27 protein-coding genes are annotated in these 24,619 nt (G+C 69.5%); 9 read left to right on the plus strand and 18 right to left on the minus strand.

From position 1 onward, the window contains the following. Entirely contained in the window at window positions 1–1,551 is a 1,551-nt protein-coding gene (locus ACQP1V_RS33715; RefSeq protein ID WP_433414302.1) for an aldehyde dehydrogenase family protein, read from the plus strand. An 82-nt stretch (window positions 1,552–1,633) separates the two neighbouring features. Here the strand turns inward: ACQP1V_RS33715 and ACQP1V_RS33720 are convergent, their stop codons facing one another. After that, window positions 1,634–2,461, minus strand: coding sequence for a TetR/AcrR family transcriptional regulator (locus tag ACQP1V_RS33720; RefSeq protein WP_433414304.1), 828 nt, complete (start codon window positions 2,459–2,461; stop codon window positions 1,634–1,636). A 112-nt stretch (window positions 2,462–2,573) separates the two neighbouring features. On the opposite strand from ACQP1V_RS33720, the gene ACQP1V_RS33725 reads away from it, so the two are divergent. Further along, window positions 2,574–3,014: a hypothetical protein gene (locus tag ACQP1V_RS33725; protein ID WP_387417678.1), complete on the plus strand. Its 441-nt coding sequence runs from the start codon at window positions 2,574–2,576 to the stop codon at window positions 3,012–3,014. A 74-nt stretch (window positions 3,015–3,088) separates the two neighbouring features. Here the strand turns inward: ACQP1V_RS33725 and ACQP1V_RS33730 are convergent, their stop codons facing one another. Together ACQP1V_RS33730 and ACQP1V_RS33735 are read right to left on the minus strand one after the other, a co-directional pair. Next, window positions 3,089–3,907, minus strand: coding sequence for an oxidoreductase (locus ACQP1V_RS33730; protein ID WP_433414306.1), 819 nt, complete (start codon window positions 3,905–3,907; stop codon window positions 3,089–3,091). Then, window positions 3,904–5,094, minus strand: coding sequence for a cytochrome P450 (locus tag ACQP1V_RS33735; RefSeq protein WP_433414308.1), 1,191 nt, complete (start codon window positions 5,092–5,094; stop codon window positions 3,904–3,906). Before ACQP1V_RS33735 ends, ACQP1V_RS33730 begins: the two co-directional genes overlap by 4 nt. A gap of 170 nt (window positions 5,095–5,264) precedes the next feature. Here ACQP1V_RS33735 and ACQP1V_RS33740 point away from each other — a divergent pair, with 170 nt between their 5' ends. Next, window positions 5,265–6,035, plus strand: a complete 771-nt coding sequence (locus ACQP1V_RS33740; RefSeq protein WP_433414310.1) for a helix-turn-helix domain-containing protein — start codon at window positions 5,265–5,267, stop codon at window positions 6,033–6,035. 90 nt (window positions 6,036–6,125) lie between these two features. Here the strand turns inward: ACQP1V_RS33740 and ACQP1V_RS33745 are convergent, their stop codons facing one another. Continuing rightward, window positions 6,126–6,536, minus strand: a complete 411-nt coding sequence (locus ACQP1V_RS33745; protein WP_433414312.1) for a VOC family protein — start codon at window positions 6,534–6,536, stop codon at window positions 6,126–6,128. A gap of 187 nt (window positions 6,537–6,723) precedes the next feature. Next, entirely contained in the window at window positions 6,724–7,308 is a 585-nt protein-coding gene (locus tag ACQP1V_RS33750) for a TetR/AcrR family transcriptional regulator (RefSeq protein ID WP_433414314.1), read from the minus strand. 102 nt (window positions 7,309–7,410) lie between these two features. On the opposite strand from ACQP1V_RS33750, the gene ACQP1V_RS33755 reads away from it, so the two are divergent. Next, on the plus strand, window positions 7,411–8,043 hold the full coding sequence (locus tag ACQP1V_RS33755) for an NAD(P)-dependent oxidoreductase (RefSeq protein WP_433414316.1): 633 nt from the start codon (window positions 7,411–7,413) through the stop codon (window positions 8,041–8,043). A gap of 23 nt (window positions 8,044–8,066) precedes the next feature. Here ACQP1V_RS33755 and ACQP1V_RS33760 read toward each other — a convergent pair whose 3' ends face one another. Next, window positions 8,067–8,474 (minus strand): hypothetical protein, encoded by a 408-nt coding sequence (locus tag ACQP1V_RS33760; protein ID WP_433414318.1) that lies wholly within the window; start codon window positions 8,472–8,474, stop codon window positions 8,067–8,069. Between the two features lie 116 nt (window positions 8,475–8,590). On the opposite strand from ACQP1V_RS33760, the gene ACQP1V_RS33765 reads away from it, so the two are divergent. After that, on the plus strand, window positions 8,591–8,983 hold the full coding sequence (locus ACQP1V_RS33765) for a hypothetical protein (RefSeq protein ID WP_433414320.1): 393 nt from the start codon (window positions 8,591–8,593) through the stop codon (window positions 8,981–8,983). Window positions 8,984–9,038: 55 nt separating this feature from the next. After that, a complete protein-coding gene (locus ACQP1V_RS33770; RefSeq protein WP_433414322.1) occupies window positions 9,039–10,427 on the plus strand; it encodes a DUF47 family protein in 1,389 nt (462 codons plus the stop codon). A gap of 393 nt (window positions 10,428–10,820) precedes the next feature. Here ACQP1V_RS33770 and ACQP1V_RS33775 read toward each other — a convergent pair whose 3' ends face one another. Beyond that, the gene (locus tag ACQP1V_RS33775) at window positions 10,821–11,429 is read right to left on the minus strand and encodes a TetR/AcrR family transcriptional regulator (RefSeq protein WP_433414324.1); all 609 of its coding nucleotides are present in this window, start codon (window positions 11,427–11,429) and stop codon (window positions 10,821–10,823) included. Window positions 11,430–11,494: 65 nt separating this feature from the next. On the opposite strand from ACQP1V_RS33775, the gene ACQP1V_RS33780 reads away from it, so the two are divergent. Further along, entirely contained in the window at window positions 11,495–12,511 is a 1,017-nt protein-coding gene (locus tag ACQP1V_RS33780; RefSeq protein WP_433414326.1) for an ATP-binding cassette domain-containing protein, read from the plus strand. Beyond that, on the plus strand, window positions 12,508–13,356 hold the full coding sequence (locus tag ACQP1V_RS33785; protein ID WP_387417988.1) for an ABC transporter permease: 849 nt from the start codon (window positions 12,508–12,510) through the stop codon (window positions 13,354–13,356). Before ACQP1V_RS33780 ends, ACQP1V_RS33785 begins: the two co-directional genes overlap by 4 nt. Window positions 13,357–13,567: 211 nt before the next feature. Here the strand turns inward: ACQP1V_RS33785 and ACQP1V_RS33790 are convergent, their stop codons facing one another. From ACQP1V_RS33790 to ACQP1V_RS33820, 7 genes are all read right to left on the minus strand, one after another. Further along, complete coding sequence (locus ACQP1V_RS33790) at window positions 13,568–14,329, minus strand: hypothetical protein (RefSeq protein WP_433414329.1); 762 nt, start codon at window positions 14,327–14,329, stop codon at window positions 13,568–13,570. 414 nt (window positions 14,330–14,743) lie between these two features. Beyond that, complete coding sequence (locus ACQP1V_RS33795; RefSeq protein ID WP_433414331.1) at window positions 14,744–15,139, minus strand: hypothetical protein; 396 nt, start codon at window positions 15,137–15,139, stop codon at window positions 14,744–14,746. After that, the gene (locus ACQP1V_RS33800) at window positions 15,136–16,449 is read right to left on the minus strand and encodes a hypothetical protein (RefSeq protein ID WP_433414333.1); all 1,314 of its coding nucleotides are present in this window, start codon (window positions 16,447–16,449) and stop codon (window positions 15,136–15,138) included. Before ACQP1V_RS33800 ends, ACQP1V_RS33795 begins: the two co-directional genes overlap by 4 nt. After that, window positions 16,446–17,522 (minus strand): hypothetical protein, encoded by a 1,077-nt coding sequence (locus tag ACQP1V_RS33805; RefSeq protein WP_433414335.1) that lies wholly within the window; start codon window positions 17,520–17,522, stop codon window positions 16,446–16,448. Before ACQP1V_RS33805 ends, ACQP1V_RS33800 begins: the two co-directional genes overlap by 4 nt. Before the next feature lie 252 nt (window positions 17,523–17,774). Then, entirely contained in the window at window positions 17,775–19,562 is a 1,788-nt protein-coding gene (locus ACQP1V_RS33810) for an FtsX-like permease family protein (protein ID WP_433414337.1), read from the minus strand. A 5-nt stretch (window positions 19,563–19,567) separates the two neighbouring features. Continuing rightward, entirely contained in the window at window positions 19,568–20,308 is a 741-nt protein-coding gene (locus ACQP1V_RS33815) for an ABC transporter ATP-binding protein (protein ID WP_433414339.1), read from the minus strand. Continuing rightward, window positions 20,305–20,838 carry a PadR family transcriptional regulator gene (locus ACQP1V_RS33820; protein ID WP_433217474.1) on the minus strand — a complete coding sequence of 178 codons (534 nt, stop codon included), beginning with the start codon at window positions 20,836–20,838 and terminating at the stop codon, window positions 20,305–20,307. Before ACQP1V_RS33820 ends, ACQP1V_RS33815 begins: the two co-directional genes overlap by 4 nt. Window positions 20,839–21,078: 240 nt before the next feature. On the opposite strand from ACQP1V_RS33820, the gene ACQP1V_RS33825 reads away from it, so the two are divergent. Further along, entirely contained in the window at window positions 21,079–21,327 is a 249-nt protein-coding gene (locus tag ACQP1V_RS33825; protein ID WP_433414340.1) for a hypothetical protein, read from the plus strand. A gap of 2 nt (window positions 21,328–21,329) precedes the next feature. Here the strand turns inward: ACQP1V_RS33825 and ACQP1V_RS33830 are convergent, their stop codons facing one another. The 4 genes from ACQP1V_RS33830 to ACQP1V_RS33845 form a co-directional block, all read right to left on the minus strand. After that, window positions 21,330–21,539: a PF20097 family protein gene (locus tag ACQP1V_RS33830; RefSeq protein WP_433414342.1), complete on the minus strand. Its 210-nt coding sequence runs from the start codon at window positions 21,537–21,539 to the stop codon at window positions 21,330–21,332. A 109-nt stretch (window positions 21,540–21,648) separates the two neighbouring features. Next, window positions 21,649–22,869 carry an MFS transporter gene (locus ACQP1V_RS33835; RefSeq protein WP_433414344.1) on the minus strand — a complete coding sequence of 407 codons (1,221 nt, stop codon included), beginning with the start codon at window positions 22,867–22,869 and terminating at the stop codon, window positions 21,649–21,651. After that, on the minus strand, window positions 22,870–23,829 hold the full coding sequence (locus tag ACQP1V_RS33840; RefSeq protein WP_433414346.1) for an electron transfer flavoprotein subunit alpha/FixB family protein: 960 nt from the start codon (window positions 23,827–23,829) through the stop codon (window positions 22,870–22,872). Between the two features lie 12 nt (window positions 23,830–23,841). Beyond that, complete coding sequence (locus ACQP1V_RS33845; RefSeq protein ID WP_433414348.1) at window positions 23,842–24,615, minus strand: electron transfer flavoprotein subunit beta/FixA family protein; 774 nt, start codon at window positions 24,613–24,615, stop codon at window positions 23,842–23,844. Window positions 24,616–24,619 lie beyond the last annotated feature (4 nt).

A 24,619-nucleotide genomic window follows, 5' to 3' on the forward strand; every position in this document is an offset into this window, starting at 1 on the left:
ATGTCCCGCACCATCCGATCCATCGTCGGGGGCGACCGCTCGTCCGACGGCGCCCGGATGTTCCGCTCCACGAATCCGGCGCGTACCGACGAGCTGGTCGCCGAGGTGCGGCTCAGCGACGAGCGCGGCTTCGTCGCCGCGTGCCGTACGGCACGGGACGCGCAGCGCTCCTGGGCCGACGTCCCGGGCCCCGTGCGCGGCGAGGTCATCGCGAACGTGGGCCGGCTCGTGCACACCAACGCGGAACGGCTGGCCCGGTTGATCGTCCAGGAGGTCGGCAAGCCGCTGAAGGAGGCGCGCGGCGAGGTCCAGGAGCTGGCCGACACCTGCGCGTTCTTCCTGGGTGAGGGGCGGCGCCTCTACGGGCAGACGGTCCCGTCGGAGATGCCCGACAAGCAGCTCTTCACCTTCCGCGACCCGGTGGGCGTGGCCGCCGTGATCACCGCGGGCAACTTCCCGGTGGCCGTCCCGTCCTGGTACATCGTGCCGGCGCTGCTGTGCGGCAACGCGGTGGTGTGGAAGCCCGCGGAGTACGCCGCCGCCTGCGCCGAGGCGGTGTACGAGCTGTTCGCGCACGCGGGCGTCCCCTCCGGCGTTTTCAACGTGGTGTACGCCGAGGGGCGGGAGACCTTCACCGGGTTGACGGACGCCCTGGAGGCGGGGCTGGTGGACAAGGTCGGCTTCACCGGATCGAGTGAGGTGGGCGTGCGCATCGGCGAGCTGTGCGGCCGCCACCTGCAGTCGCCGTGCCTCGAACTCGGCGGCAAGAACCCCATGGTGGTGACCGAGGACGCCGACCTCGGCCAGGCGGTGGAAGGGGCGCTCTTCTCCGCCTTCGGCACCGCCGGGCAGCGGTGCACCTCACTTGGCACGGCGATTGTCCACGAGTCTGTTGTTTCGGACTTCATCCGGCTGTTCGACGAGGCGGCCCGCGCGGCGGTGATCGGCGACCCGACCGGCGACGTGCTGTACGGGCCCATGCTGGACGAGAAGTTCGCCCAGTCGCACGAGAAGCACCTGGAGTGGATCGGGGCCGCCCACTCCCTCCACGGATCATCCGGAATCGGGCGGATCGGGCCGGACAACCCCAGGGCCGGGTTCACCGGGGACGCCGAGCGGGGCCTCTACTACCACCCGGTCATCGTGTCCGGCGTACGGCCGGGCGACGCGCTGTTCGACAACGAGACGTTCGGCCCGCTCGTGGGTGTCACGCCGTACCGGAGCCTCGACGAGGCGATCGCGCTGGCGAACGCCCCCGGGTACGGCCTCTCGTCGTCGATCTACACGGTCGACCCGGCCAAGGTGTTCCGGTTCCGCCGCAGGATCCGCGCCGGCATGGTGAGCGTGAACAACTCCACCTCGGGCGCCGAGGCCCACCTGCCCTTCGGCGGCAACGGCAAGTCCGGGAACGGCAGCCGCCAGTCCGGCCAGTGGGTGCTCGACCAGTTCACCCGGTGGCAGGCGATGAACTGGGACTACTCGGGCCGGCTACAGAAGGCGCAGATGGACGTCGCCACCGTCGAACCCGACCTCGGCTACCAGCTCGGCTGACCGCCGCGCCGCCTCGGGCACCCTCCTGGTGCCCCCATGACCAGGAGGGTGCGGCCCGGGGCGGCCGGGCCTGTCCGTGGCCTCACCGGACGAGGGCCTGCCGGACCTCGCGGAGCCGTTCGTCGTTCCATTCGATCGCGGGGTCGGGCTCCAGGAAGGTGAAGGCGGTGCCGGCGATCCCGACAGCGGGCAACGACCACTCGGCCGCCTCCGACGCTCCGAAGGGATGTGCTTCGACGCGTCGCGTCGCGATCTCCGGGGTGGACATGGCCATGATGACCAGGCCCCGCATGGTGGCGTGAGCCAAACTCGCCATCGTCTCGAACGTGGCGTGGAGTTCGGGCCGCAGGCGGTAGCCGAGCAGGTCGGCCATCTGCCGGTAGGCCTCGGCGATCTGTTCCACGAACGCCCGTTCCGACCTGGCGAGGGCGTCGCGCACGTCGGCACGCAGCATTCCGTCGTCCAGGCTCAGGAACGTCGCGTGCAGGGCGAGGTAGGTCCGCCACTGCGTCGATCCGTGGATGGTCTCGAAGTCGTGCAGCGCCCCCTGGCGGAGCATCTCCGCGCACAGCTCCCGGCGCCGTTCGGGTGATTCCAGCCAGTCCAGCCGATCCCTGGCCACGGCCCTGATCAGCTCGCTCGCCGACCTTTCCTCCACGACCGCTGCGGGCGTCGCCGCTCCGGCGATCTCCCTGAGCAGGTCGCCGAAGAACAGGTCCTTGTACGGCCAGCGGCGGTAGGCGGCACTACGCGAGACGCCCGCGTCGCGGATGACGTCCTCGAAGCTGATGTGCTCCATGCTGACGGTCAGACCGGTGTCGTCGATCGCGGCCATGGCGACCTGGAGCATACGCCGCTCGGTCTCCTCGTCCGACAGCCTGCGGCGCCGCCGGGTGGGACCTGTGTTCATTCGTGGTTGGTCGCTCATGTTGTACTCTCGTTTGAGACATGATGTTTCAAGTTCCATATTCGGAGTTCCAACAAGGCACACTATCGGAACGCCGGACGACCAAGGAGGTTCCATGCAGGCAACAGGACCCATGCGGAAAGCGACCGTCGCCATGTACGCGGGGGCGGCGCTCACGCTGGTAGCCGTGCTCGCCCTGGTGGTCGACCAGTCGGGCGGGGGCCTCGCCCGCCACCTTCACGACACCTATCCGGGCCGCGCTCCGGGCTGGCTGGACATGGCGACGGCGAGCATCGCCGGCTACCTGTACACCCTCTACGGCGCCGGATTCGTCCTGTGGCTGTGGATGGCCCGGAAGGCCGGGAAGGGCACGCGGAGCCTCCGGATCGCGGCGACCGCGGCATTCGTCGTGGGCAGCGTCCTGCTGGTCTACAACTTCAGCCAGCCCCACCCGCTCGCGGTGACCGTCACCGGCGCGCTTCCCTGTCTGAGCGGTCTCGCGGCGGTCGCTTTCCTGTGGGCCGGCCGGGCCACACCCAAGAGCGTGACCGCCTGACCCGCCGTCATGGAGATGCGGCGCTCCGCGCGACGAACCCCGCCCCCGTCTCTTCGGGGGCGGGGTTCGTCCTGCTACCTGATGGCGTTCGTGGCAAGCTTGTCGAACTCGCGGTCCGGCAGCGTACGGTCAAGCTCCAGGAGCCTGTCGGCCAGCCAGCCGACGGCGTAGCGCGTCTCGGGCTTGGCGGCTTCGACGGCCTCCCGGATGGCGGCGGCGACGACGCCGGGATCGGAGGCCTGGCTGTCGGCGCCGAGTTGGGTCTCGCTGCGCCGTGCCATGGCCTCGGCCATCGTCCCGTAGGCGGTGGTGCCGGAAATCTCGCGTAGATCCTGCGCGGTGCGGTCTTCGAACTCGGTTTTGATGATGCCGGGCTGAATGATCACCACGTCGATGCCGAACGGCTCTACTTCCATGCGCAGCGTGTCGGAGTACGCCTCGAGCGCATGCTTGGACGCGTAGTACCAGCAGCCGAGCGGCAGTGCGATCTCGCCGCCGATGGACGACACGTTGACGATCACGCCGGACTTCTGTTTGCGCATGTACGGGAGGGCGAGCTGGACGAGCCAGGCCGGAGCGAAGAGGTTGACCTCGAACAGGTCACGCGCCAGGTCCAATGGGATGTCCTCGGCGGCACCGTGCAGGACGGTGCCCGCATTGTTGATCAGGACGTCGATCCGGCCCTGCTCTTCGATGACGGCGTGGACGGCTCGCTCCAGGTCTTCGGGCCTGCGCGCGTCCAGCGGCAGAACGTGGCCACCGGCGTCGCGAAACGTGTCCATCAGCTGCACGCGCCTGGCTGCGCCGTACACGATGTGACCGGCCCGTAGGAGTTCGAGCGCGGTGGCCTTGCCGATGCCGGACGATGCTCCGGTAACGAGGACTACTTTCATGATCGGTCCCCCCACGTGACGGGGAGCCGGTGGACTCCGTAGATCAACATGTCGCTGCGCATCGCGATGTCCTCCGGAGGGACGGACAGGCGCAGGGCCGGGAGCCGGGTGAAGAGGGCGGGCAGCGCGACCCGCAGTTCCACGCGCGCCAACTGCTGCCCGAGGCACTGGTGGATGCCGTGGCCGAATGCGATGTGGCCGCCGGCCCGGCGGAGCAGGTCGAGGGTGTCGGGGTCGGCGAAGTGGCCTGGGTCGCGGTTGGCCGCGGGTACCGAGACGGTGACGGTCTCACCGGCCTTGATCTGCCGGCCGTCGAGGGTGAGGTCCTCAAGGGCCGTGCGTACGGTGAACGGGATGATGCTCAGGTAGCGCAGCAGCTCCTCGACCGCGTTGCCGGGATCCGCGTGCAGTGCGGGGATCTGGCCAGGGCGACGGAGCAGGGCGTAGGCGCCGAGAGCGAGCATGTTGGCGGTCGTGTCCAGACCGGCACCCAACAGTACGAAGCCGATGTTGACCAGTTCTTCATCGGCGAGGTCGGTCTCGGTCAGGCCGCTGAGCATGTCGTCGGCGGGGTTGGCGCGTTTGTCCTGGACCAGCTCGCCGATGAAGGCATGCACCGCGGTGTAGGCGGCCATCATCTCCTCTGGTGTGGCGCCCAGCCGGAAGAGGTCGAGCGCGTGTCCCTGGAAGCGGGCGCGGGCGGCGTACGGCACGCCGAGCAGTTCGCAGATGACCTGCGCCGGTATCGGCTGCGCGAACGATGCCACCAGGTCGGAGCCGGGCCCGGTCTGTTCCATCGCGTCCAGATGCTCGGCGGTGATGTCCTGGATCCGATCGGTGAGCATGCGCATCCGCCGTACGGTGAACTGGCCGGTCAGCAGATGGCGGTACCTCGTGTGCCGGGGTGGGTCCATGGCGGTGAATACGCCGGGCGGCGCGGGTTGGTTGCTTTCAGGGGCGCCGGCGACGGGCACATGCCTCAGTTCGGGCCGCACGCTGAACCGCGCGTCGGCCAGTACTTCACGGGCCAGGGCGTGGCTGGTCACCAGCCAGCCCAGGTGGCCGTCCGGGTAGCGCATCCGGCTCAACGGTGCGTCGTTCCGCAACGCCCCGAGGTCGTCGGGGGGATCGAAGGGCCGAGCGACGGGTCGCCCGGTCGGCAGCGCGGGCACGGGAGATTCGATCACGGAAGCCTCCTAACATTTACCATCAGAGAAACGCTAGGTTTGCCCTTTCGCCAAGTTCAATGGTCAGGTCGCATTTCCGCAGGTGGGCTTCACATAATCAGAGCAATGACATTGGCGATAAAGGCAACACGGTTGCAATCACCTGCGCGGAAAACTTGAGGGAGGGGCGAATGCCTGGAGGCCGGTTGACCTTCGAGGACCGCCAATGCATCGCGGAAGGACTGGCGGCCAAGCTCACCTGCGCCGAGATCGCCCGGCGTCTCGGGCGCCCCCGCTCAACGGTCATGCGTGAGATCGCGCGCAACGGCGGCCTCCACGCCTATCAGGCGAGCCGCGCGCAGCGGGCGGCGAGCTGGCGCGCTCGTCGCCGCAAGCCGATCGCCCGCCTGGACTCCTCGTCCGACGCTCCCGACGCCAATGGCCGCACCACTCATACGATGCGGGAGTTGGAGGAGCAGCTCTCGGCGATGATGATCGAAACAGGCATGCCGTCGATGTCGTCTCGGGTGTTCACCGCGCTGTTCGTCAGCGACAGCGGCAGCCTCACCGCCGCGGAACTGGTCCAGCGGCTCAACGTCAGCCCCGCGGCGATCTCCAAGGCGATCAGCTGGCTTGAGCAGCGGGAACTGGTTGGGCGAAAGCGCGAAGGGCGACGCGAGCGATACATCATTGACGTTGACGACGTGTGGTACCGCGCCTGGCTGGCGAGCGCCAGATCGATGGCACTGTGGGCAGACGCCACCCGCCGTGGAGCCGGCGTTCTCGGAACCGCGACCCCCGCCGGCTCGCGGCTTCACACGGCAAGCCAGTTCTTCGACCTACTCGGCCACGACATGGCCCAGGCCGCCGAGCACTGGCGCCAGAGGCTCTCCGCACAGTGCCGGCCCTCGTCCCAGCCGCAGGACGGCGATGGGGCCGTCACCTCGCGAAGAACGCGATGAGGCGGCCTCCATGCCCCCGCGCGCTTCTCGTGGCCCGCGGGTCCGCCGTACCAGCACGGGAGCAGGGAGCCCGGCCGGGTGACGTCGGCTCTAGGAGTTGCTCCACGATCGGGTCGACAGCACCAGGCGGTAGCCGTCGGGGTCCTGGAGTGTGACGCCCCACTCGTCCCAGTACGGGTTGTGCGCCGCGACCCGGGTGCCTCCGTGCCGTTCAAGCCGCTCGACGAGTTCGGCAGGCACCTCCTTGCCGAGGTAGATGACGAGGAGGTCTTCCGGAGTCGGTCGCGGATCGACCGGGTGCGCCGGGTCATGAACGAGTTCCAGATGCCAGCCGGCGGTCGGCCAGCCGACCATGAGAAGGGAATGGCTCCCCGGCGTGCCGTCTCCTTCCTTCCGGAACAGCACGTCGAGACCCAGGCCGCCGACCCAGAAGCGTTCCACGGCGGCCACGTCCCTCGTCGGCCGTGCGATGCGTACGTGTGCCTGGCCGTCAATCGACATCTGCTCTCCTCGTACGGGCCACCCACCGCCGGGCGATATGTGGTGAAACGATACTCATGTCGCATCTATCCGCATATTGCCCATTAGCCCTAGGCCGGAAGTCCGAAGTCCGAACCCGGTTTCCCGCCGGACCGTCAGTCGGCACCGCCAACGCTGCCCCTCTACACGTCGGGCCTGGGACAACCATTCACGGGGCGAGTTGTTGGAGGAGAGTGCGCGCGAAGGAGCCTGCGGCCTCGTCGTCGTCACGGCCGCCGGACAGCGACATATGGCTCAGGAACGCGTACTGGAAGCAGGCGCCGAGGAGTAGTCCGGCGGCGGCGGTGACATCGGCTTCCGGCCTCAGCCGTCCAAGGTCCTGTTCGGTGCGCAGGTACGCGGCGACGACCTCGTTGACCTTGTGCGGACCGGCGCCCTGGTGCCGCAGTTCCTCCTTGTGCGCGGCGAGAGTGGCCGGATCGGCGAACATCGAGGCGAGCATCGGAAAGCCCTCGCCATAGAAGGTGATCGCGGCCCGCGCCACGGCGGTGAGGTTCTCCACGAGAGTTCCCGTGCCGGCCCTGCCGTTCAGCGCCTGCGCCAGCAGCGTGAAGCCGGGTGAGCGCTCCCGCATCACCGCCACGAGCAGATCGGCCTTGTTGATGAAGTGCTTGTAAAGGGCCGCCTCGGTGAACCCCGCCGCCTGCGCGATCTGGCGTGTGGTCACGTTGGCCAGGCCGCGCTCGGAGATCACCCTCGCCGCGGCGTCGAGGATCACATCCCTGGTGCCCATCGTCGTCCTCTCCTTGTCCGGATGGCGCTTGACAGGTTAGCAATCACTCACTAACCTCCGGGCCAATCAGTTAGTGAGTGTTTACTAACCTCGGGAGTACGGATGAAGCTGACCGTCTTCGGCGCGACCGGCGGTACCGGGCAGCACCTCGTGGATCAGGCCCTCGCCGCGGGCCATCACGTCACCGCGGTCGTGCGCGACCCGGCCCGGTTACCCCAGGCCGATCACCTACGGCTCGAACCCGTGGTCGCCGATGTGATGAACGCCGAGGCCATCGCCGCCGGCGTGACCGATCGAGACGCCGTGGTGTCGGCCTTGGGACCTCGCCCCGGGGCCGGCGGGTCGGTGTGTGCCGACGGCGCCCGTGCGATCATCACCGCGATGCGCGCCGTCGGAACCCGCCGCCTGATCGTCGTCACCGCCAGCGGCCACATCGTCGACAAGGGCGACGGGCCGGCCAGCCGCCTGGTGGTCAAGCCACTGCTGCGGCGCTTCCTGCGTGAGGGGTTCGCCGACTTCGCCCGCACCGACGAAGCGGTGCGGGCCAGCGGCCTGGATTGGACGATCATGCGTCCGCCCCGGCTCACCAACGGCGGACGCCGGCCGTACCGCACCTCGATCGACCGCAACGTCCGGGGCGGCATCACAATTGCGCGCGCGGACCTCGCCGACGCCATCCTCGCCGCGCTGGCCGACCCGGCCTCCATCGGCCACAGCGTCTCCCTGGGGTACTGACCGTGAAGAGACGCAGGCGTCAGTCAGTGCAGGTCCAGAGCGACGTCCAGGCGCAGGTAGGCGTTGACCCAGGCCTGCTCGACCGCCTCGTCGGAGTCGTGGGTCCGCGTCGCCACGAAGGCGGTGACGGCCCGCGAAAGGATCGCCACATGTACCGGCGCGTAGTCCTCCAGATGAAAAGCGTTGACGTTGCCCTCATAGCCGGTCAGATCCTGCCAACCCATCTCGGCGATCGCTGCCGACACAGAAGGCTGCGCAGCCCATCGGCCGACGTGGTCAGCGAATGTCAGAGCACCTTCGTTGTACGTGAGCCCCTGGGCGAACTTGTCACGTAGCCCCTGACCGACAACGGGAACGGCGGATGGCGGATCGGCAGGCGCCAGCGGTTGAAGCGCAGATGCCGCCGCCTCGTTCATACGGATGGTGAACATCGGCGTACGGTACCGACCACGGTGGCGGTTCACCAGTTTGCACGAAATCGGAAAGGCGCCCCGGATGTGATGCCGGCCGGTGAATTTCATGCACCAGCGCCAGTACCGTCACTGGCATGGGACTGCTGTTGGTGTTGCGTCCTCCGCAGCCTCGTCAGAAGAACCTGCGTCGGGCGACTCGTGCGCAGCGTCGTGAGCACCGCCGTACCGACGCCGAGGAGTGGGAAACGGCGCAGCGGCGAGGTTGGCTGCTGGACGTGGAGGTGGAGAAGCTATTGCTGCTGGCGAACAATGCCGAGAACAGCAGGCTACTGATTCTCGGACAGCTCGACCCGTGGTCGGACACCGTTCTCGATCGCCACGACCTACCCCGGCTTGAGGCTGATGTCGATCGTCTGGAGGCGGTCGCCGGCGATGACGCACAGCGTGAGTTGGTGGCGGCCATGCGAAAGCTACTGATGAGCTGGCGTGCCGAGCCCGATTTGATGTTGCACTGCTACGGGGATTGACCGCGCGTCGCAAATGATCTGCGGCTCTGCGGCAATTGAGGCAGGATGTCGGCGCATGAGGGACAGACCGGCGGATCTGGCGGAGGCCGAGCTGACGGTGGCGCTGGCCGAGGGCTGGGGCATCGAGCCCCACTCGGTCGAGTACCTCCCCGTGGGCGCAGGCAGTTACCACTGGTCCGTGAGGAACCAGCGAGGGACGGCGTGGTTCGTCAAGGTCGATGACCTCGGCGTGGAGGACATCGGTCGTGACGGCGCGTTCGACCGGCTCGGCCAGTCGTTCGGCGCCGCCCTGGCACTGCACCGGGACGCCGGGCTCGACTTCGTCCTCGCGCCGATCCCGGCCGCGACCGGCGCCGCGCTCTGGCGGCTGACCTCGCGGCACGCCCTGTCGGTGTTTCCGATGGTGGCGGGTGTCGCCGGGCAGTTCGGCGCGCACCGGCCCGAGAATCGCGCCGAGGTGATCGACCTGCTGGCCGAACTGCACCGGGCGACCCCGCTCGTGGCGGACACCGCGTCACGGGCTGACCTGGTGCTGCCCGGCCGGGACAAGCTGGAGGAGGCGCTGCGGAACCTCGATCGGGAGTGGACCGGCGGGCCTTATGCCGAGCCGGCCCGCAAGCTGCTGTCCGTCCATGCCGGGGAAGTCCAACGATTGCTCGCCGACTTCGACCGGCGGGTCGACCACGTACAGAACACCGTGCCGGTCTGGGTGGTCACCCACGGCGAACCGCACCCCGGCAACGTCATGCGTACCCCGGCCGGCGGCCCTCGGCGGTGTGGCGGCGTTCGCGGTCGCCGGAACGGCGACGGCATGAGACGGCTGGGCCGCCTCCGCGACCTGCTGGCGGGACGCATGGACAGCGCGCTGACCGAGGCCCTGATGGCACAGCTCGGGGCGGCCGAGGAGGGCGCCTGGCTGGCGATGGCGATGCTCGGCGGCGAGGTGGACCGGACGGTCGCGCATGAGCGCATGCGCGCGATCGAGCACGTCGGTGACCGCGAACGGGCACGGCTGGTCGAGGAGCTGAGACATGCGCTGGTCACGCCGATCGACCGCGAGGACCTGTTCAGGCTGTCCCGCTCGATCGACGACGTGCTCGACTCACTGCGTGACTTCGTCAGGGAGTCGCACCTGTACGGGGTTCCGCGCCAGGTCAGGTTCATCCCGCTGCTCGACCAGGTGATCGCGGGCATCGAGGCGCTGGAGAAGGCTGTGCGGGACCTGGCGTCCCGGCCGTCGGCCGCGGTGCAGGACGCCCTGGTCGCCAAGAAGGCCGGCGGCGCGGTGCGCAGGATGTACCAGTACGAGCTCGCCCGGATCCTCTCCGGCGAGCCGAGCGCCGCGGCGCTGAAGGAGCGTGAGCTGGCGGGCCGGCTGCAGACCGCCGGCATGGCTGTCGCCCAAGCCGCGGACGCTGCCGCCGACGGCGCGATGAAGCGCTGAGGCCGGTCAGGGCTCGCGGGGTCGGCGCCGCTGCACGCCCGATCCGCTACCGTGACGCCGTGTCGAGTGGCGAGCGTCGTCTGTCAGTCGAGGAGCAAGCCGTCATCCTGGCACTCCTCGCGCAGGATTTCCCCGGCGCGGACGAACTTCGGGCTCAGGTTCCGTCGGCAGTTGTCAGCGGGCGATGCGCCTGCGGATGCGCGACAGTGGACCTCCGCGCGGGAACAGAACCTCGCGCACTCACCTCACCGGTGCGAGACGGCGTGCTGATCTCCGCCGACGTACGCGGGCGCAACGACGGCGTCTTGCTCTTCGTCGAAGAAGGCCATCTTTCGCGTCTTGAGGTCTATTCCATCGAAGATGGGCCGGCCACGCTCCCCCGGCCTGAAGAACTCATGTTGGCCGGCCGCTGCTGCCACAGAGGCGCAGAGTGCTGTCCAGGCACAGAGCCGCCGCCTCACGGGCGGTGAGGCGCCCGTCAGCGACTTCTGCCGCGGCGGCGTGCTGGAGCCCGATGACGGCGGCGACGAGCCAGGCAGCCGGGAGTGACCGGTCGAAGTCGCCCGTGCGCTGGCCTCGCCGGATGAGCCGTTCGAGCCGTGGGGGCACGAGGTCGTGGGGGTCGTTGGTCTTGGGCCGCGGGATCCCGGTCAGGGTGGGGCTCAGTAGGAGGGGGTAGCGGCGGAGGAACTGCCAGCCCGCGTCGAGGAACTGGGCCAGCGCGTCGGCGGGCGGGGCGGTTTCCAGGCCGGCGGCGTCGAGCAGGTCGGAGTATTCGGCGGCTGCGGCCTCAATGAGGGCGGCAATGAGGGCGTCGCGTGAGGGGAAGTGCGCGTAGACGGTCTGGCGGGTGACATTGGCCGCAGTGGCGATCTCTCCCATGCTGGCGTCGAGCCGCTCGCCGAGCACGATGCGGGCCGCGTTGAGGATGGCGTCGATGCTGCGCCGGGCGTCGGACCGCCGAGGGCGGGACGACGTGGCGGTGTCTGGCGAGTCATCCATCCCGGCCAAGCTATCTGTTCAGCCATAGCCTTGACAAGCCGTAAGAGATAATCAACTCTTACAGCATGTCAAAGAAAAGCATGGCCGGGGACCACCCGGCGATCGAGGCGCACGACCTGGTCAAGGTCTACGGCGAGAACCGAGCACTGGACGGGATCGACCTCACGGTCCGGCGCGGTCAGGTGTTCGGGTTCCTCGGCCCCAACGGAGCGGGCAAGACCACCACGATCCGCATCCTGGCCACCTTGACCCGGCCTGACAGCGGCACCGCCCGCGTCCTCGGTCACGACGTGATCAGCGAGCGGGACGCGATCCGGGCCCGGGTGGCCGTGACCGGGCAGTTCGCCGCCCTGGATGAGGACCTGACCGGGTATGAGAACCTCATCATCCTCGGCCGCCTGAACGGCCTGTCCGGCGCCGCCGGCAAACAGCGAGCCGATGACCTGCTCGCCGCCTTCGAGCTGACCGGCGCGGCCGGTCGCCCGGTGGGCGGATACTCCGGCGGGATGCGCCGCCGGCTGGACATCGCGGCCAGCCTGATCGTGACCCCGGACCTGCTGTTCCTCGACGAGCCGACCACCGGGCTCGACCCGCGCAGCCGTGGCCAGGTGTGGGAGCTGGTCCGCCAGATCGCCACGGCCGGTACCACGGTGCTGCTCACCACTCAGTACCTTGAGGAGGCCGACCAGCTCGCCGAGCAGATCGCCGTCATCGACCACGGCCGGATCGTCGCCGAAGGCACCAGCGCCCAGCTCAAATCCCGAGTCGGCTCGGGCACGCTGCACGTCCGGCTCCTCGACGGCGACCAGCGTCCGCGAGCGCAACAGGTCCTGGCCGGCGCCCTGGAGGGGACGGTACATCTCGCCGCTGACCCGCTCGCCCTGTCCATGCTGGTCGCCACCCCCGCTGACGGGACAGACGTGGGCCGGATGGTCGGGCGCGCCATGATCCAGCTCGCCGAAGCCCGGGTGGGTGTCGCCGAGGTCGCTCTCGGCCAGCCCAGCCTGGACGAGGCCTTCCTCGTCCTGACCGGCCACACGGCCGGCCCAGCCACCACCGACCACCAGGATGTGAACGCATGAGCGCCCCGGCCGCCGTCACGCGCCCCGCCGCGGCGCAGACCCACCAGATCGACATCCTGCTCGCCGCAGGCCGGTCACGCCGCCGTGCCGGGGCACTCGCCGCCTCCGCGACCTTCGGCCGGCGGGCGATGCTCAAGATCAAGCACGACCCCAAACAGCTTGTGGACTCGGTCGCCATCCCGATCCTGTTCACCGTGCTGTTCACCTACCTGTTCGGCGGCGCCATCAGCGGCTCACCCAGCGACTACCTCAAGTTCCTCCTGCCCGGTGTGCTCAGCATGAGCATCGCCATCGTCACCATGTACGGCGGTGCCCGTCTCGCCCAGGACGTGACCACGGGGGCCTTCGATCGCTTCCGTGCCCTGTCCATCTGGCGCGGCGCCTTCGTGCTCGGTGGCCTGTTGAGCGATGCCGCCCGCTACCTGTTCGCTTCCGCCATCGTGGTGGCCCTCGGACTGATCATGGGCTATCGGCCCGACGGTGGCGTACCCGGTGTGCTCGCCGCAGTAGCCCTGGTCGTCGCCTTCGGGCTCTCCCTGTCCCTGCTGTGGGCCGCGGTCGCCCTGCTCGTGCGCGACCCGGCCGTCGTCATCAGCATCGCCAACGTCGTGCTGATGCCACTGTCGTTCGCCAGCAACATCTTCGCCCAGCCCAGCACCATGCCCGGCTGGCTCCAAGCCTTCGTCGCGGTCAACCCGCTCAGCCACGTCGCGACCGCGGCCAGGGGTCTGATGAACAACGCCGGCGGCACCGGCGGATCTCTCGCCTGGTCGCTCATCGCGACCGCCGCCATCACCGCAGTGTGCGCGCCGCTCACCCTCCGCCTCTACAGCAGGCGGGGCTGACCCGCGTGGAGCCCGGCGGGTACACAGTCGAGCCAGCCAGGACCGACGGCCCGCGCGTGACCGCCGACGCCGCGCCGAAGGACAAAGCGTAGGTGCGCGGTCTGGGCGCGAACGTGGCGCTGCCCTGCGGAGACGACTCCCCCGGTACGTCCGGGCCGAAGTGCCGGCCGGCGTGGACGGTGTAGTGGATGCCGGGATTTGAGTCGCTGACTCAGTAACGGTGGCCAGGCCAGTGGGGGTCCTCCCAACGGGCGAGGCCGGCGAGGCCGAGCAGTCGTATCCGATGGAGCAACTCTGCGGGGGCGTTCCGGGTACGGAGCCGGGCCGGGGCGTTGCGGATCAGCCAGGCCGTCAACTCGATACGCATCTCATCCTCGTCTTCCCAGGTTCCCCAAGGGAGTTGGTCTCCCAGTAAGTCGTACTCCCAGTGCGCCACCGCTTTGGCCAGGTGATGGTCGGCCACGCTGGACGTCTGCGCTTCCCAGACGTGCAGCCAGGGGCTGAGTGCGGCAGAAGCTTCGCTGCACAGTGCGAGAACTTCGTGCGCGGGCACAGCGGGATCCGGGTCGATGAGAGTGTGGGCCCACCAGGCGTTCAGGAATTCCCAAACCGCTGCAACCTGCTCGTCAGGCCACTGCTGCCACTGGCCGCGAGCGAATGAACGTCCGATCTCCTCCATATCGAAGAACGGCTCGACAAGGCCGCCGACGAGCGCCCTCGACAACTGGGGCAGAACACGGCGCAACACGGATGCATGGTCGTTCCAGTCGATGGGCCGCCATGCGCGATGCAGGAGATCAAGGTCCAGCTCCACGTCCGGTACCTTCAGCTGCGCGAGCTCTTCCGCGCTGCCCCAGTGGCACTCACAGTTGTGCTCATCAGGATGGGCCGTCATGCCATGGAAGGTGACGGCCATACGGCTCAACGCGGCGTCGAGACGGAGTCCCGCGGACATCTGGTCATGGTTCATCATGGGCGTTCGCCTTAAAAGGCTCCGGAAACTTGCGTTATCCGAAGATTGTCACTTTAGCGAACCCCATGCTCGGGTGATGGTGAAGGAGATGGAAGCGGCGTTGTCAGCCTGAGAATCACATGGATCACGGCTCGTAGGGGCGCTCTGACGCGGTACGCCGTCATCCATGACGCAATCCCGGACTTGGAGTCGTTTCTCCTCAACCTCGATCGCATTCAATCCGATGGCATGGCCGAGTCGATCACCGCCGCGCGGGCAGCGGGCGCTACCGGCGTCCTGGTCATGCGCGGCGACTCAGTGTTCTACGCGGCGGGCGTCATCGCCGCCTGCCGCGCTTGGTGGTCAGCCCGCCGTGGAATCGTCCGAGCGCCTGCCGGTTATGCGATTGCTTCATATCGATCGTCCTGCTGCCGTCTATCCTGTGATCAGCGTTTTTACGGCGAGTTGTTCCTCACCCGCGGGGCCGTCGAGGCGAATCGACAGTTCCCAGGCGCCGCTCATCGGGAACAGCTCGCCCACGGCCACGAAGCGGCCGGGCTCACGCTTGGTGGCGGAGATCTCGGGTGTGGAGTGTCCCATCTCAGCCATGACCGCCGACAGCGCCACGGTGTCGGCGTCGCCCTTGCTCACCTTGATCTCCACGGTGACCTGGCCGGGAGCCGGGTCCGCGATGAGGACGGTGGCGGCGTAGCGGGTGCCCGTGATGGTCAGGTTGACCGGTTCGGCGGCCGTGCTCCTGACCACGACGAACAGCGCCACCGCCGCGGTCACGAGCGTGGCCGCGGCCACCGCCTGCCACCTCTTGATCACTGGGCCTCCGATGCGGTCACGTTCACGGTGAAGGGTGCGGTCACGATGCGGTCGGCGGTGGCGTACTGGACCCAGGCGAGGTACCGGCCCGGTTCGGGGAAGCTGAAGGTGAAGCGCACCCGGGATCGCGGTGCGCCCATCTCGTGCACGTGGCCGAAGAAGCGGCCATCCTGACTGCGTATGAGCAGGTGGCCGGTCATGCCGAGCCAGGTCCGGACGCCGGCGGGGGTGCCCAGCTCGATCGTCGTGGGACGGCCCGCGACGGGCACGGCGGGTTGTAGCCGCGGCGTGCCGGTCGCACCGGCCGGCGTGGCGGGTTCGCCGGTTTGACCGGACCGCGAGACTGTGTCGGCCTTTTGTGATGCTTTGGCTGTCCCTCCGACGGTGAAGTCCGCGGCGACGAGTTGCCCGCCTGAGTCCTCCCGTTCGATCTCGGCGTGTGCCAGGTACCGGCCGGGGCGGTCGGCGGTCAGTCTGACCTCCAGGCGCCCGGGCGCCGTGCGCAGGGGGTGGACATGGCGGAAGTAGCGTCCGTCCTCGCTGGTGACGACCACGTGGGCGAGCGCTTCGTGGTGCGCGGTGAGGTCGTCGACGAACCGCCCGGTGGAGCCGTCGACGAGATCGACTCGCAGGGTGAACTCCTCTCCCGCCTCCGGCCGGGCTGGGAGCGTCTCCATGCGGGCCTGTACGTACGACCGCCCTCCCGCGGTCGATGTCGTGGGGGTGGGGGCGGCACCCTCAGGTGGGGGTGCCGGTATCTGCGACTCGAACACGATGACCATGGCGGCGACCGTCACCCCGGCCGCGGCGCCCGCGGCCATCGCCATCGCCCGTCCCGGTCGGGCCGGCGCCCCGCTGAGCAGGCCGCCCACCAGCAGGAGCGCGGCCACGAACAGGCCGCCGTAGATGAGGAAGTCCCCGGCCGATCCGCGTGCGACGAGGACACGGAACGGGATGACGGCGGTCTCGTTCCCGGCGCTCAGTTTCAACTCGTGCGGCCCGGTCCGCTCCACCTGGAGCTGCGTGTACTGCGGGTTCGCCGCCGCCTGGACGGTGCCGGTCACCGTGCGGCCGTCCTCGACCGAGCGGACTTCGAGGCCGATGGGCAGCCCGGACACCGGCTGGTACGCGATGACGCCGATCCGCAGCGGCCCCGGCACCCGGGTTGTTCCTTTGACCACCACGGTCACCTCGGCGCCGGCGATTGTCTGGGCGATGCGCAGGTCCGCTCCCGCCGTGACGTTGTGCGCCGCGGCGGGGGCGGCCATCGCCAGCACGAGGGCGGTGGCGAGGCACAGAACTCGGATCATGCCCGCTCGGCGCCGGCCGCGCTGAGCGGAACCGGCTCGGCTGTGACCGCGTTGGGCAGGAACAGCGCCCCGAGCGCCAGCCCGATCAGCCCGGCGACGACCGGCGCTCCGGTCCACAGCTCGGGCACGTCGGGCAGGCCGCCCCCGGTGGCCGAGGCGACCCCGATGTACAGCGACCAGGTGGCGAAGGCCGACAGCCCGGCGAAGGCCCAGTAGGCGGCGCGCCGCTCACCCGACGGCCGCAGCCGGCGGATCAGCAGGTCGCTCACGAACCCGGCGGCCACGAACGACAACAGGATCGGCACGTTGCGGAACGCCGTCTGGGCACCCGGCATGAGCACCATGACCGTGTACATGACGGTCACCGAGCCGAACGGCAGCAGCCAGCGGCGCACCAGGAGCAGCACCGGGCTGAGCATGACAACGTTGGTGACGACCATCGCGACGGCTACCCGGTCGGCGCCTGGGCCCACCGGTCTGGGGCCGCCCGCCTGCGGCCCGGGGCCCGAGTCCTTCAGCAAGGAGAACGCCTGAACGATGCCCTCGGAGCGGTACTGCATGGCGTCGCCGTACGACAGGAACAGCGACACCAGCGTGGCGGCGAACGCGAGCCCGAGCAGCGCGGGCAGCAGGCGGCCGAGCGAGGGCCGGGCGCCGACATCGGGGGCGTTCCACGCCGAGCGCAGCGGTGTCGTGATGATGAGCATCATCGTCACGATGAGGCCGAGGTGTGACGGGCTGAACAAGATGTTGATGGTCGTCTCGATGCCGAGGATGGTGTGCCACATCATGTCGGCGAATCCGAAGGCGGCGAACGCGGGAATCGCCACCAGCCCGGCGAGATAACCGACGGGGACGGCCGCCAACCCCTGCCGTCCGGCGCGCACGTTGCGCCACACCTGCCAGATGATCCAGCCGGAGACCACCACGAAGCCGGAGTAGAACACCGCGTGCCATGGAGTGAAGAACGTCTCCAGTTCCGCCAGGTTGCTGTGCGCCCAGGCGTCGATCATCAGTCCGACCCCGAACCAGACTCCGAGCAGCGCCATCACCAGGTCGGTCCTGGTGGACACCCATCCGCGGGGTTCTCCCGTGTCCGCCATGAATCGCCGAATGCCGGCGGCGTCAGCTGCCACTTTGTGGCCCCTTTCCGTCGATCAGATCGATTCGTTCAGACGCCGGTGGGCCGGCGCCCGTCGAGCGAACGCCGGCGCGGCGGCTGAGGTCTCTGCGGGACCTACCGTCACTGACGTCGTCAATTCGATACGGCGGGCGTCGCGGATCGTTACACGCAGCTACCGCGGGCGCCTGCTGAGCGGGGCCGATTACGCTGTTTCGCCGCTGAGGGCCTGCGCCACGGATCGGCGGGCCGCCAGGCGTGCGGGCAGGGCGGTGAGTGCCGCCGTCGCCAGGAGAGTCGCGAGTACGCCGCCGAGCAGCCAGGAGGAGGGGGGTTCCGCCGGATTCCCGGCGGCGAAGAGCGAGAGCAGGCCGACGCCCAGAGGGACGCCGATGACGGCACCGGGCAGGCTGGGCAGGAGATGGGCGCTGGACAGCCCCGCGGAGATCTGCCCTGGGGTGGCGCCGAGCGTACGCGCGATGGCCATGTTCGCCCGGGCCTCTATGGCAGTGGTCCAGGTGAGCGTGATGGTGTTCACGACGGCGAGTGCGATCAGCAGGACGGTGACCGCAAGCAGCAGTCGGCGGTCGTGAACGTCTCGCAGGTTGGGCAGGGCGGAGGAGCCCCCCAGGCCGTAGCCCTTCTCCGGCTGGGCGTAGAAGGTCAGCAGGGCGACGATCGCGATCACCGTGGTGGCGGTGGAGCACGCCTGCAGCACGGCGCGGCCCGGCCGGCGGGCGGTCAGCCGCAGCCCGAGCAGCAGCGGCGTGGGCAGCAACGCGGACAGCGCGGTGAGCCAGGGTCGGTGACGGGGCCGGCGCGTGGTGGCGGTCAGCGCCGTGACGGTCGCCGTACGCATGGCCCGCAGCGTGGGACGCAGCGTGGACAGCACCGCCACCGCCACGGCGAGGACGGTCGCCGTGGCGACGGTGGCGCCGCCGGGCCCGGCCGCGTCGCCGATCCGGCTGGCGGTGGGACTGGCCATGGCGGGCACGGTCAGGCGGGCGATCAGCAGCCCCAGCGCGTCGCCGGCCAGCGCCAGCGCCAGGTATTCGGTGAGCAGGACGGTGGCGATCAGCCCCGGGGTGGCGCCGACGGCCTTGAGCAGCCCGGCCCGGCGCGTCTGCTCGACGGCACGTCCCGCGGCCAGCGCCGCCACTCCGGTGACGGCCAGAAAGCTGAGCAGCCAGCTACCGACGACCAGGATGGGCTGGCTGTTCTTGAGGATGACCGTGTCCTGCTCGGCCGTGAACTGCCAGGAACGGAGGTTGGTCACGGTGGCGGCACGGTCGGCGTCGAGGAAGGCCTCGGTCGCGGCGGGGTCGCGCAGCTTGAGGTCCAGGGCCAAGGTCACCGGGAGATCGTGGGACGACGCCAGTGTCCGGGCATCTGATCGGGTCATCCAGGCCAGGCCGCTGGAGTCGCTGGGGCCGCCGCCCGGGCCGATCTGCGCTGCCCAAGGGTAGATGGAGGTGGCCGCGGTGACAGCGATCCCGACGACGGGGTACGACCGGCCGGCGATGGTGACGTGGTCGCCGACGCCGACGCCCAGCGCGGTGGCGAAGCCGCGTTCGAGGACCGCGCCTCCAGGGCGTACCCAATGACCCGAGGTCACCAGCGGCCGGTTGACCGCGCCGGGCGTCTCGGCGAAGCCGTGCACCACCACTGAGGACGACGTGGAATCGCGCGTGGTGAGGTCGGCGTAGACGACGCGATAGGGGCCATGGTGGGCGACCACTTCGGGATCGTCCGCCAGCGAGGCCAGGGCCGAGGTCGCGGCGGGGCCCGCGTCGCCGGAAAGTGCCACCACGTCCGGCCCGGCGGTGACCGCGCGGGTCTGCTCGTACAGCGCCTCGCTCACGCCGCGCAGGGACAGGCCCAGGGCCATCGTGGCGGTGGCCACGGTCACCGCGAGCAGGAGCATCGCGGCCTGGACCTTGTGCCGGCGGACGTCGGCCAGCACGAGGCGGACGATGAGCACGATGGAGCCCATGACGTTCAGTCCTCCAGCCCGATCAGGTCGCCGAGCCGCCCCGTTCCGGTGCCTGCCAGCCGGGTGTCGTCGACGAACATCCCGTCGCGCATCGAGACCAGCCGGTCCGCGGTGGCCGCGACCCGCTCGTCATGCGTGACGATCACGAAGGTCTGCCCCGCAGAACGTAACTCCTCGAAGATCCTCAGCACATCCAGCGTCGCCGTGGAGTCGAGGTTGCCGGTCGGCTCGTCGGCCAGGACGACCAGCGGCTCGTTGACCAGCGCGCGGGCGACGGCGACCCGCTGACGTTGACCGCCCGACAGTTGCGACGGCAGGTGCCGGGCACGGTCGGTGAGCCCGACCCGTTCCAGCAGCAGGCTCGCGCGCCGCCTGGCCTGACGGCGCGAGCGTCCGGTCAGCAGCGCGGGCAGCTCCACGTTCTCGGCCGCCGACAACTCCTCCACCAGATGGAAGGCCTGGAAGACGAATCCCACCGACCGGCGCCGCAGCCGTGCCAGAGCCCGCTCGCTCAGGGTGTCGATGCGCTGACCGGCCAGCCACACCTCCCCGTCACTGGGCCGCTCCAGGCCACCCAGCAGGTGCAGCAGGGTGGATTTCCCGCACCCGCTTGGCCCCATCACGGCCAGCATCTGGCCTTCGGGCACCTCCAGGTCGACGTCATCGACCGCCCGGACCCGGCCCTGCCCCCGACCATGCTGCTTCACCAGGCCGTGGACCCGAACCACGGCACTCGACACGTTCATGCACCCTCGGATTCGTCATCGACCTTGGACCAGGCTCGCTCGCAGGCGTCCAACCAGCGCAGGTCCGCCTGCAGCCGCAGCACGACTCCTTCCAGCAGCAGGACAGCGGCCGATCCCGCCGGCTCGGCCAGCGCCGCGTGCTGCACCTCACGCAAACGGCGCAGCAGCTCGCGGCGTTGCGCCGCCACGAGCTGCACCGGGTCGGCGAGCCGGGCCGCGGCGGCCGCGGTGAGCTTGAGATGAAACTCCGCCAAGTCCGGTTTCGGCCAGCCCACCTCAGTCAGCCAGGCGGTCACCCGCTCCTGCCCGGCCGGGGTCAGCGCGTAGACCTTGCGATCCGGCCGCTCGGGAAGCCCGTTGGCCCGCTCGCAGACGACGAGGCCCGCTTTCTCGAGCCTGGCCAAGGTCACATAGATCTGACCGGGATTCATCGACTCGCCCAGCGGTCCGAGGCTCTGCTGCAGCCGAGCGCGCAGGTGGTACCCGTGCGACGGTTCTTTGGCGAGCATCGCCAGCACTGCGTCCTGCACTCCACCCCCCTAACGGTTAGCCAATAGATAGCGGCTAGCCATCGAGGGCGTCAAAGCGCTACGCCTGGCGACCTCCTGGACTGGACCGCCGGCATGTTCGCGAATCCCCGCCCTCCCGCAAGCCGCGGACCCGCAGGAGAACCCGAAACGACACCCCCGAAAGACGATTCGACCAAGCTTCGGACTCCGACCCGGAGAGCGGCGTGTCCGGTTTGCCCTCATTCGACCTGGTTATCGTCAGTGCTGCTCTCTACAGTTGCATTCGGCATTACGCCCATTGGCGTTGTACGGGAGGAACGGCAGGTGCAAAACAAGTCCGGCGAGGTCGACCGCTTCATAACGGCCCTCGAGCACCCACTGAAGGCGGGCATCGAACAACTGAGGTCAGCGATTTTGGCATCGAACGCGGACATTTCCGAGCACGTGAAATGGAACGCCCCGAGCTTCCGCTATGAGGACGCGGGCGCCCCCAACGGTAAGTGCGATTGAGTTCAGCGGCCCGGAATGACCACGGTGCCACAGTCGCCGCATCGCAGGGCCGAGGCGCTGTGATAGACGAAACCGCTCGTCAACAGCACGCCGCCAAGGTCGCCGAGCACGTCCATCTGCTTCTTGAACTTGACCCCGGGCGGTCTTCCCACAACAACGCCCGATTCCATCACGTTCGCGCAAACGGGGCAGGGAAGTGCAGAATCCGCCATAGGTCGGAGTCTACGTCGACGGACGGATTTGCCAGCCGAACACTCGGAGCGCGATCAGATACAGGAGGCGGAGTGACGCGAGGACCGACGTCGCCCGCGCCGACGACGCTCAGGTGGGGCGGGACGGCATAGCGAGGGCCATGATCCATCCGATCAGCACGACCGCGCCGGTGGCCAGGAAGGCCACCTCGTACGAGTACGACGCGGCGAGCTGACCGGCCACCAGGGGGCCGACGGTCATGCCGAGGTCGGCGGTCATCTGGTAGCCCGCCACCACGGTGCCGCCGCGCCCCCGGGTGACGTCGCCCACGGTGGCCGCCCCGCCCGTGGTGCAGAAGGCGGTGCCGAGTCCCATCAGCGCGAACGCGGTCACGTACGCCACGAGAGTCTGCCACGTGATGATCATGACAAGGCAGCCGAGGATGAGTCCCTGGCCCAGCAGCAGCGAGGGGCGGCGGCCCCACTGGTCGGCCACCCGCCCGGCGAGCGGCAGGGTGACCGCCTGCATGATCGCACCGACCGCGAGCCCGGTGCCGATCCAGGCGGCGTCGGCCTTGATCACGACCAGCAGATAGAGCGGCAACACGGAGACACGGACTCCGAAGACCGCCCAGCCGAGCCCGAAGTTGGTGGTCAGCGCCGCCAGGTACGACCGGTGCCGAAGCGCCCGGCCCAGGGTGATCCCTGGCCGGCCGTCCCCGGCACCGGCCCCACTCCCCGTCCCGGTTTTCGCCGCGGTCCCGGTCCTGGCCACGGCATCGGTGACCGGCACGGCCTTGGAGAGGGCGACGGTCGCGATGGCACCCGCGATCGCGACCGCCACGCCGTACACGAAGAACGGCAGTCGGGGTGAGACGCCGAGCAGCCCGCCACCGAGGGCGGGCCCGGTCACGGTGCCGAGGTAGTAACCGCCCTGGAAGTAGCCGGTGGCCCGTCCCCGGTGCGAGGCAGGGGTGACCCGCAGCAGCATGTTCATCGCGGACACGGTGTAGAGCGCGGATCCCACACCGCACGCACCCCGGAAGATCAGCAGTTGCGGGTAGTTCCAGGAGAGCCCGGCCAGGATGCTGGTGACCGCGAGCAACGCCATACCGGTGGTCAGCACGGCCCGCTCCCCGAACCGGTTGACCAGGCGTCCGCCGGGCAGGCCGGTGGCCAGGCGCATGAACGCGAACGCCGAGACCACCGCGCCGACCGCCGCGCTGCCCACCCCGAACTCCCCCGCGAACACGGGGATGGCCGGTGACTGGATGCCGAACCCGACCGCCACCGTGAACGCGACGGCGGTCAGGATCTTGACTTCGCGCGGCAGTTCCCGGAAGCCGCCCATCTAGGCCCGCCGCCTGGCGACCTCGTCCAGAAGCTGCGGCACCACCTCGAACAGGTCGCCGACCACGCCGTAGTCGGCGAGTTCGAAGATGGGCGCCTCCGCGTCCTTGTTCACGGCCACGATGGTTTTGCTGGTCTGCATTCCGGCGCGGTGCTGGATCGCGCCGGAGATCCCGACGGCGATGTAGAGCTGCGGGGACACGGTGACGCCGGTCTGCCCGACCTGGTGGGTGTGCGAGTACCAGCCCGCGTCCACCGCCGCGCGGGACGCGCCGACCGCGCCGCCCAGCGCGTCGGCGAGCCGTTCGATCAGCTCGAACTGTTCGGCCCCACCGAGACCCCGGCCACCCGACACGACGATGTCGGCCTCGGTGAGCTGGGGCCGGCCGGTGCTCTCCCGGGGTTCGCGGGACACCACCCTGGTACGGCGGTCCGCCTCGTCGAGCACGAGCGGACTCCGGGTGACCGCCGGAGTGGCCGGGGCCTCCTCGGGCACAGCGGCGTTGGACTTGACCGCGATGATCGGGATGCCGCCGACCACCCGGGAGGTGACGGTGTAGCCCGCCGCGAACGCCCACTGGGTGGCAACCGGTCCGTCTGGTCCGTCCTGGATGTCCACAACGTCGGTGAGGACGCCGCTGTCCAGCCGTACGGCAAGGCGGGCCGCCGTCTCCCTGCCGTCCGGGGTGGATTCGGTCAGTACGGCCACCGGCCGGGTGTCGGCGGCGAGGTCGGCCAGGGCGCGTACCCAGGCCACCGGGTACTCCCGCACGTCATCGGATTCGATGACGTGGACCCGCCGCGCGCCGTACCTGCCGAGGGTTTCCACGGCCCGCTCGTCGACCGTACCCGCGCAGACGGCGACCGGGTCGCCCAAGCGTCGAGCCAGGGTGAGCAGTTCCAGACTCGCTTTGCCGACCGGTCCCGCGAGGTGCCCGACGAGCACCAGAACATCTGACATGGCCATCCCTCCTCAGATGAACTTCTGCGTGGACAGGAAGTCGGCGAGTCGCCGTCCTCCTTCGCCTTCGGCGGGCACGATCGTCCCGGCGGCCCGGGGCGGCCTGGCGGTGATCCCGTCCACGACCGTTCGGGCGGCCGGACCGACCCGGTCGGCGGGCACGCCGAGGTCGGCGAGGGTCAAGGTGTCCAAGGGTTTCTTCTTGGCCGCCATGATCCCCTTGAAGGACGGGTAGCGTGGGTCGCCGATCCGGTCGGTCACCGACACAACGGCGGGCAGTTCCGCCGCGAGGTGCCGCACCTCCCCTGCGGCCTCCCGCCTGATCTGTACGATGCCGCCCTCATCCAGGGTCATCTCGGCGGCGAAGGTGAGCTGGGGCCACTCCAGGTGCTCGGCCAGCATGGCGGGGACCAGTGAGGTGCCGCCATCGGTGGAGGCCATCGCGCACAGGACGAGGTCGGGGGTGAGGCGGCGCAGCGCGGCGGCCAGGATCAACGCGGTCGCGGGCGCGTCGGATCCGGCGACGGCGTCGTCGCTGACGTGGACGGCGGCATCGCCGCCCATGGCCAGGGCGCGGCGCAGCGCCTCGGCGGCGGGGGGCGGGCCGACGGTCAGGTGGGTGACGTGTGTGCCCGGCACGGTGTCGGCGACGCGCAGCGCCTGTTCGACCGCGTACTCGTCGAGCTCGGAGAGTTGCCCGCCCGCCCGGTCCACCCGGTGGTCGGCGGTGAACCGGGGCTGGGCGGCCATGTCGGGGACGTATTTGACGCAGACCACGATGTTCATCGGC

Source organism: Microtetraspora malaysiensis, from assembly GCF_050947145.1.
In the GTDB taxonomy this organism is placed as follows: domain Bacteria; phylum Actinomycetota; class Actinomycetes; order Streptosporangiales; family Streptosporangiaceae; genus Microtetraspora_A; species Microtetraspora_A malaysiensis.

Excerpts from the sequence above, each read along its gene's own strand:
- ACQP1V_RS33715 (WP_433414302.1), top strand. The coding sequence starts at position 1 with ATGTCCCGCACCATCCGATCCATCGTCGGGGGCGACCGCTCGTCCGAC.
- ACQP1V_RS33720 (WP_433414304.1), bottom strand. The coding sequence starts at position 2,461 with ATGAACACAGGTCCCACCCGGCGGCGCCGCAGGCTGTCGGACGAGGAG.
- ACQP1V_RS33725 (WP_387417678.1), top strand. The coding sequence starts at position 2,574 with ATGCAGGCAACAGGACCCATGCGGAAAGCGACCGTCGCCATGTACGCG.
- ACQP1V_RS33730 (WP_433414306.1), bottom strand. The coding sequence starts at position 3,907 with ATGAAAGTAGTCCTCGTTACCGGAGCATCGTCCGGCATCGGCAAGGCC.
- ACQP1V_RS33740 (WP_433414310.1), top strand. The coding sequence starts at position 5,265 with ATGCCTGGAGGCCGGTTGACCTTCGAGGACCGCCAATGCATCGCGGAA.
- ACQP1V_RS33745 (WP_433414312.1), bottom strand. The coding sequence starts at position 6,536 with ATGTCGATTGACGGCCAGGCACACGTACGCATCGCACGGCCGACGAGG.
- ACQP1V_RS33750 (WP_433414314.1), bottom strand. The coding sequence starts at position 7,308 with ATGGGCACCAGGGATGTGATCCTCGACGCCGCGGCGAGGGTGATCTCC.
- ACQP1V_RS33755 (WP_433414316.1), top strand. The coding sequence starts at position 7,411 with ATGAAGCTGACCGTCTTCGGCGCGACCGGCGGTACCGGGCAGCACCTC.
- ACQP1V_RS33760 (WP_433414318.1), bottom strand. The coding sequence starts at position 8,474 with ATGTTCACCATCCGTATGAACGAGGCGGCGGCATCTGCGCTTCAACCG.
- ACQP1V_RS33765 (WP_433414320.1), top strand. The coding sequence starts at position 8,591 with ATGGGACTGCTGTTGGTGTTGCGTCCTCCGCAGCCTCGTCAGAAGAAC.
- ACQP1V_RS33770 (WP_433414322.1), top strand. The coding sequence starts at position 9,039 with ATGAGGGACAGACCGGCGGATCTGGCGGAGGCCGAGCTGACGGTGGCG.
- ACQP1V_RS33775 (WP_433414324.1), bottom strand. The coding sequence starts at position 11,429 with ATGGATGACTCGCCAGACACCGCCACGTCGTCCCGCCCTCGGCGGTCC.
- ACQP1V_RS33780 (WP_433414326.1), top strand. The coding sequence starts at position 11,495 with ATGTCAAAGAAAAGCATGGCCGGGGACCACCCGGCGATCGAGGCGCAC.
- ACQP1V_RS33785 (WP_387417988.1), top strand. The coding sequence starts at position 12,508 with ATGAGCGCCCCGGCCGCCGTCACGCGCCCCGCCGCGGCGCAGACCCAC.
- ACQP1V_RS33790 (WP_433414329.1), bottom strand. The coding sequence starts at position 14,329 with ATGATGAACCATGACCAGATGTCCGCGGGACTCCGTCTCGACGCCGCG.
- ACQP1V_RS33800 (WP_433414333.1), bottom strand. The coding sequence starts at position 16,449 with ATGATCCGAGTTCTGTGCCTCGCCACCGCCCTCGTGCTGGCGATGGCC.
- ACQP1V_RS33810 (WP_433414337.1), bottom strand. The coding sequence starts at position 19,562 with ATGGGCTCCATCGTGCTCATCGTCCGCCTCGTGCTGGCCGACGTCCGC.
- ACQP1V_RS33815 (WP_433414339.1), bottom strand. The coding sequence starts at position 20,308 with ATGAACGTGTCGAGTGCCGTGGTTCGGGTCCACGGCCTGGTGAAGCAG.
- ACQP1V_RS33830 (WP_433414342.1), bottom strand. The coding sequence starts at position 21,539 with ATGGCGGATTCTGCACTTCCCTGCCCCGTTTGCGCGAACGTGATGGAA.
- ACQP1V_RS33835 (WP_433414344.1), bottom strand. The coding sequence starts at position 22,869 with ATGGGCGGCTTCCGGGAACTGCCGCGCGAAGTCAAGATCCTGACCGCC.
- ACQP1V_RS33840 (WP_433414346.1), bottom strand. The coding sequence starts at position 23,829 with ATGTCAGATGTTCTGGTGCTCGTCGGGCACCTCGCGGGACCGGTCGGC.
- ACQP1V_RS33845 (WP_433414348.1), bottom strand. The coding sequence starts at position 24,615 with ATGAACATCGTGGTCTGCGTCAAATACGTCCCCGACATGGCCGCCCAG.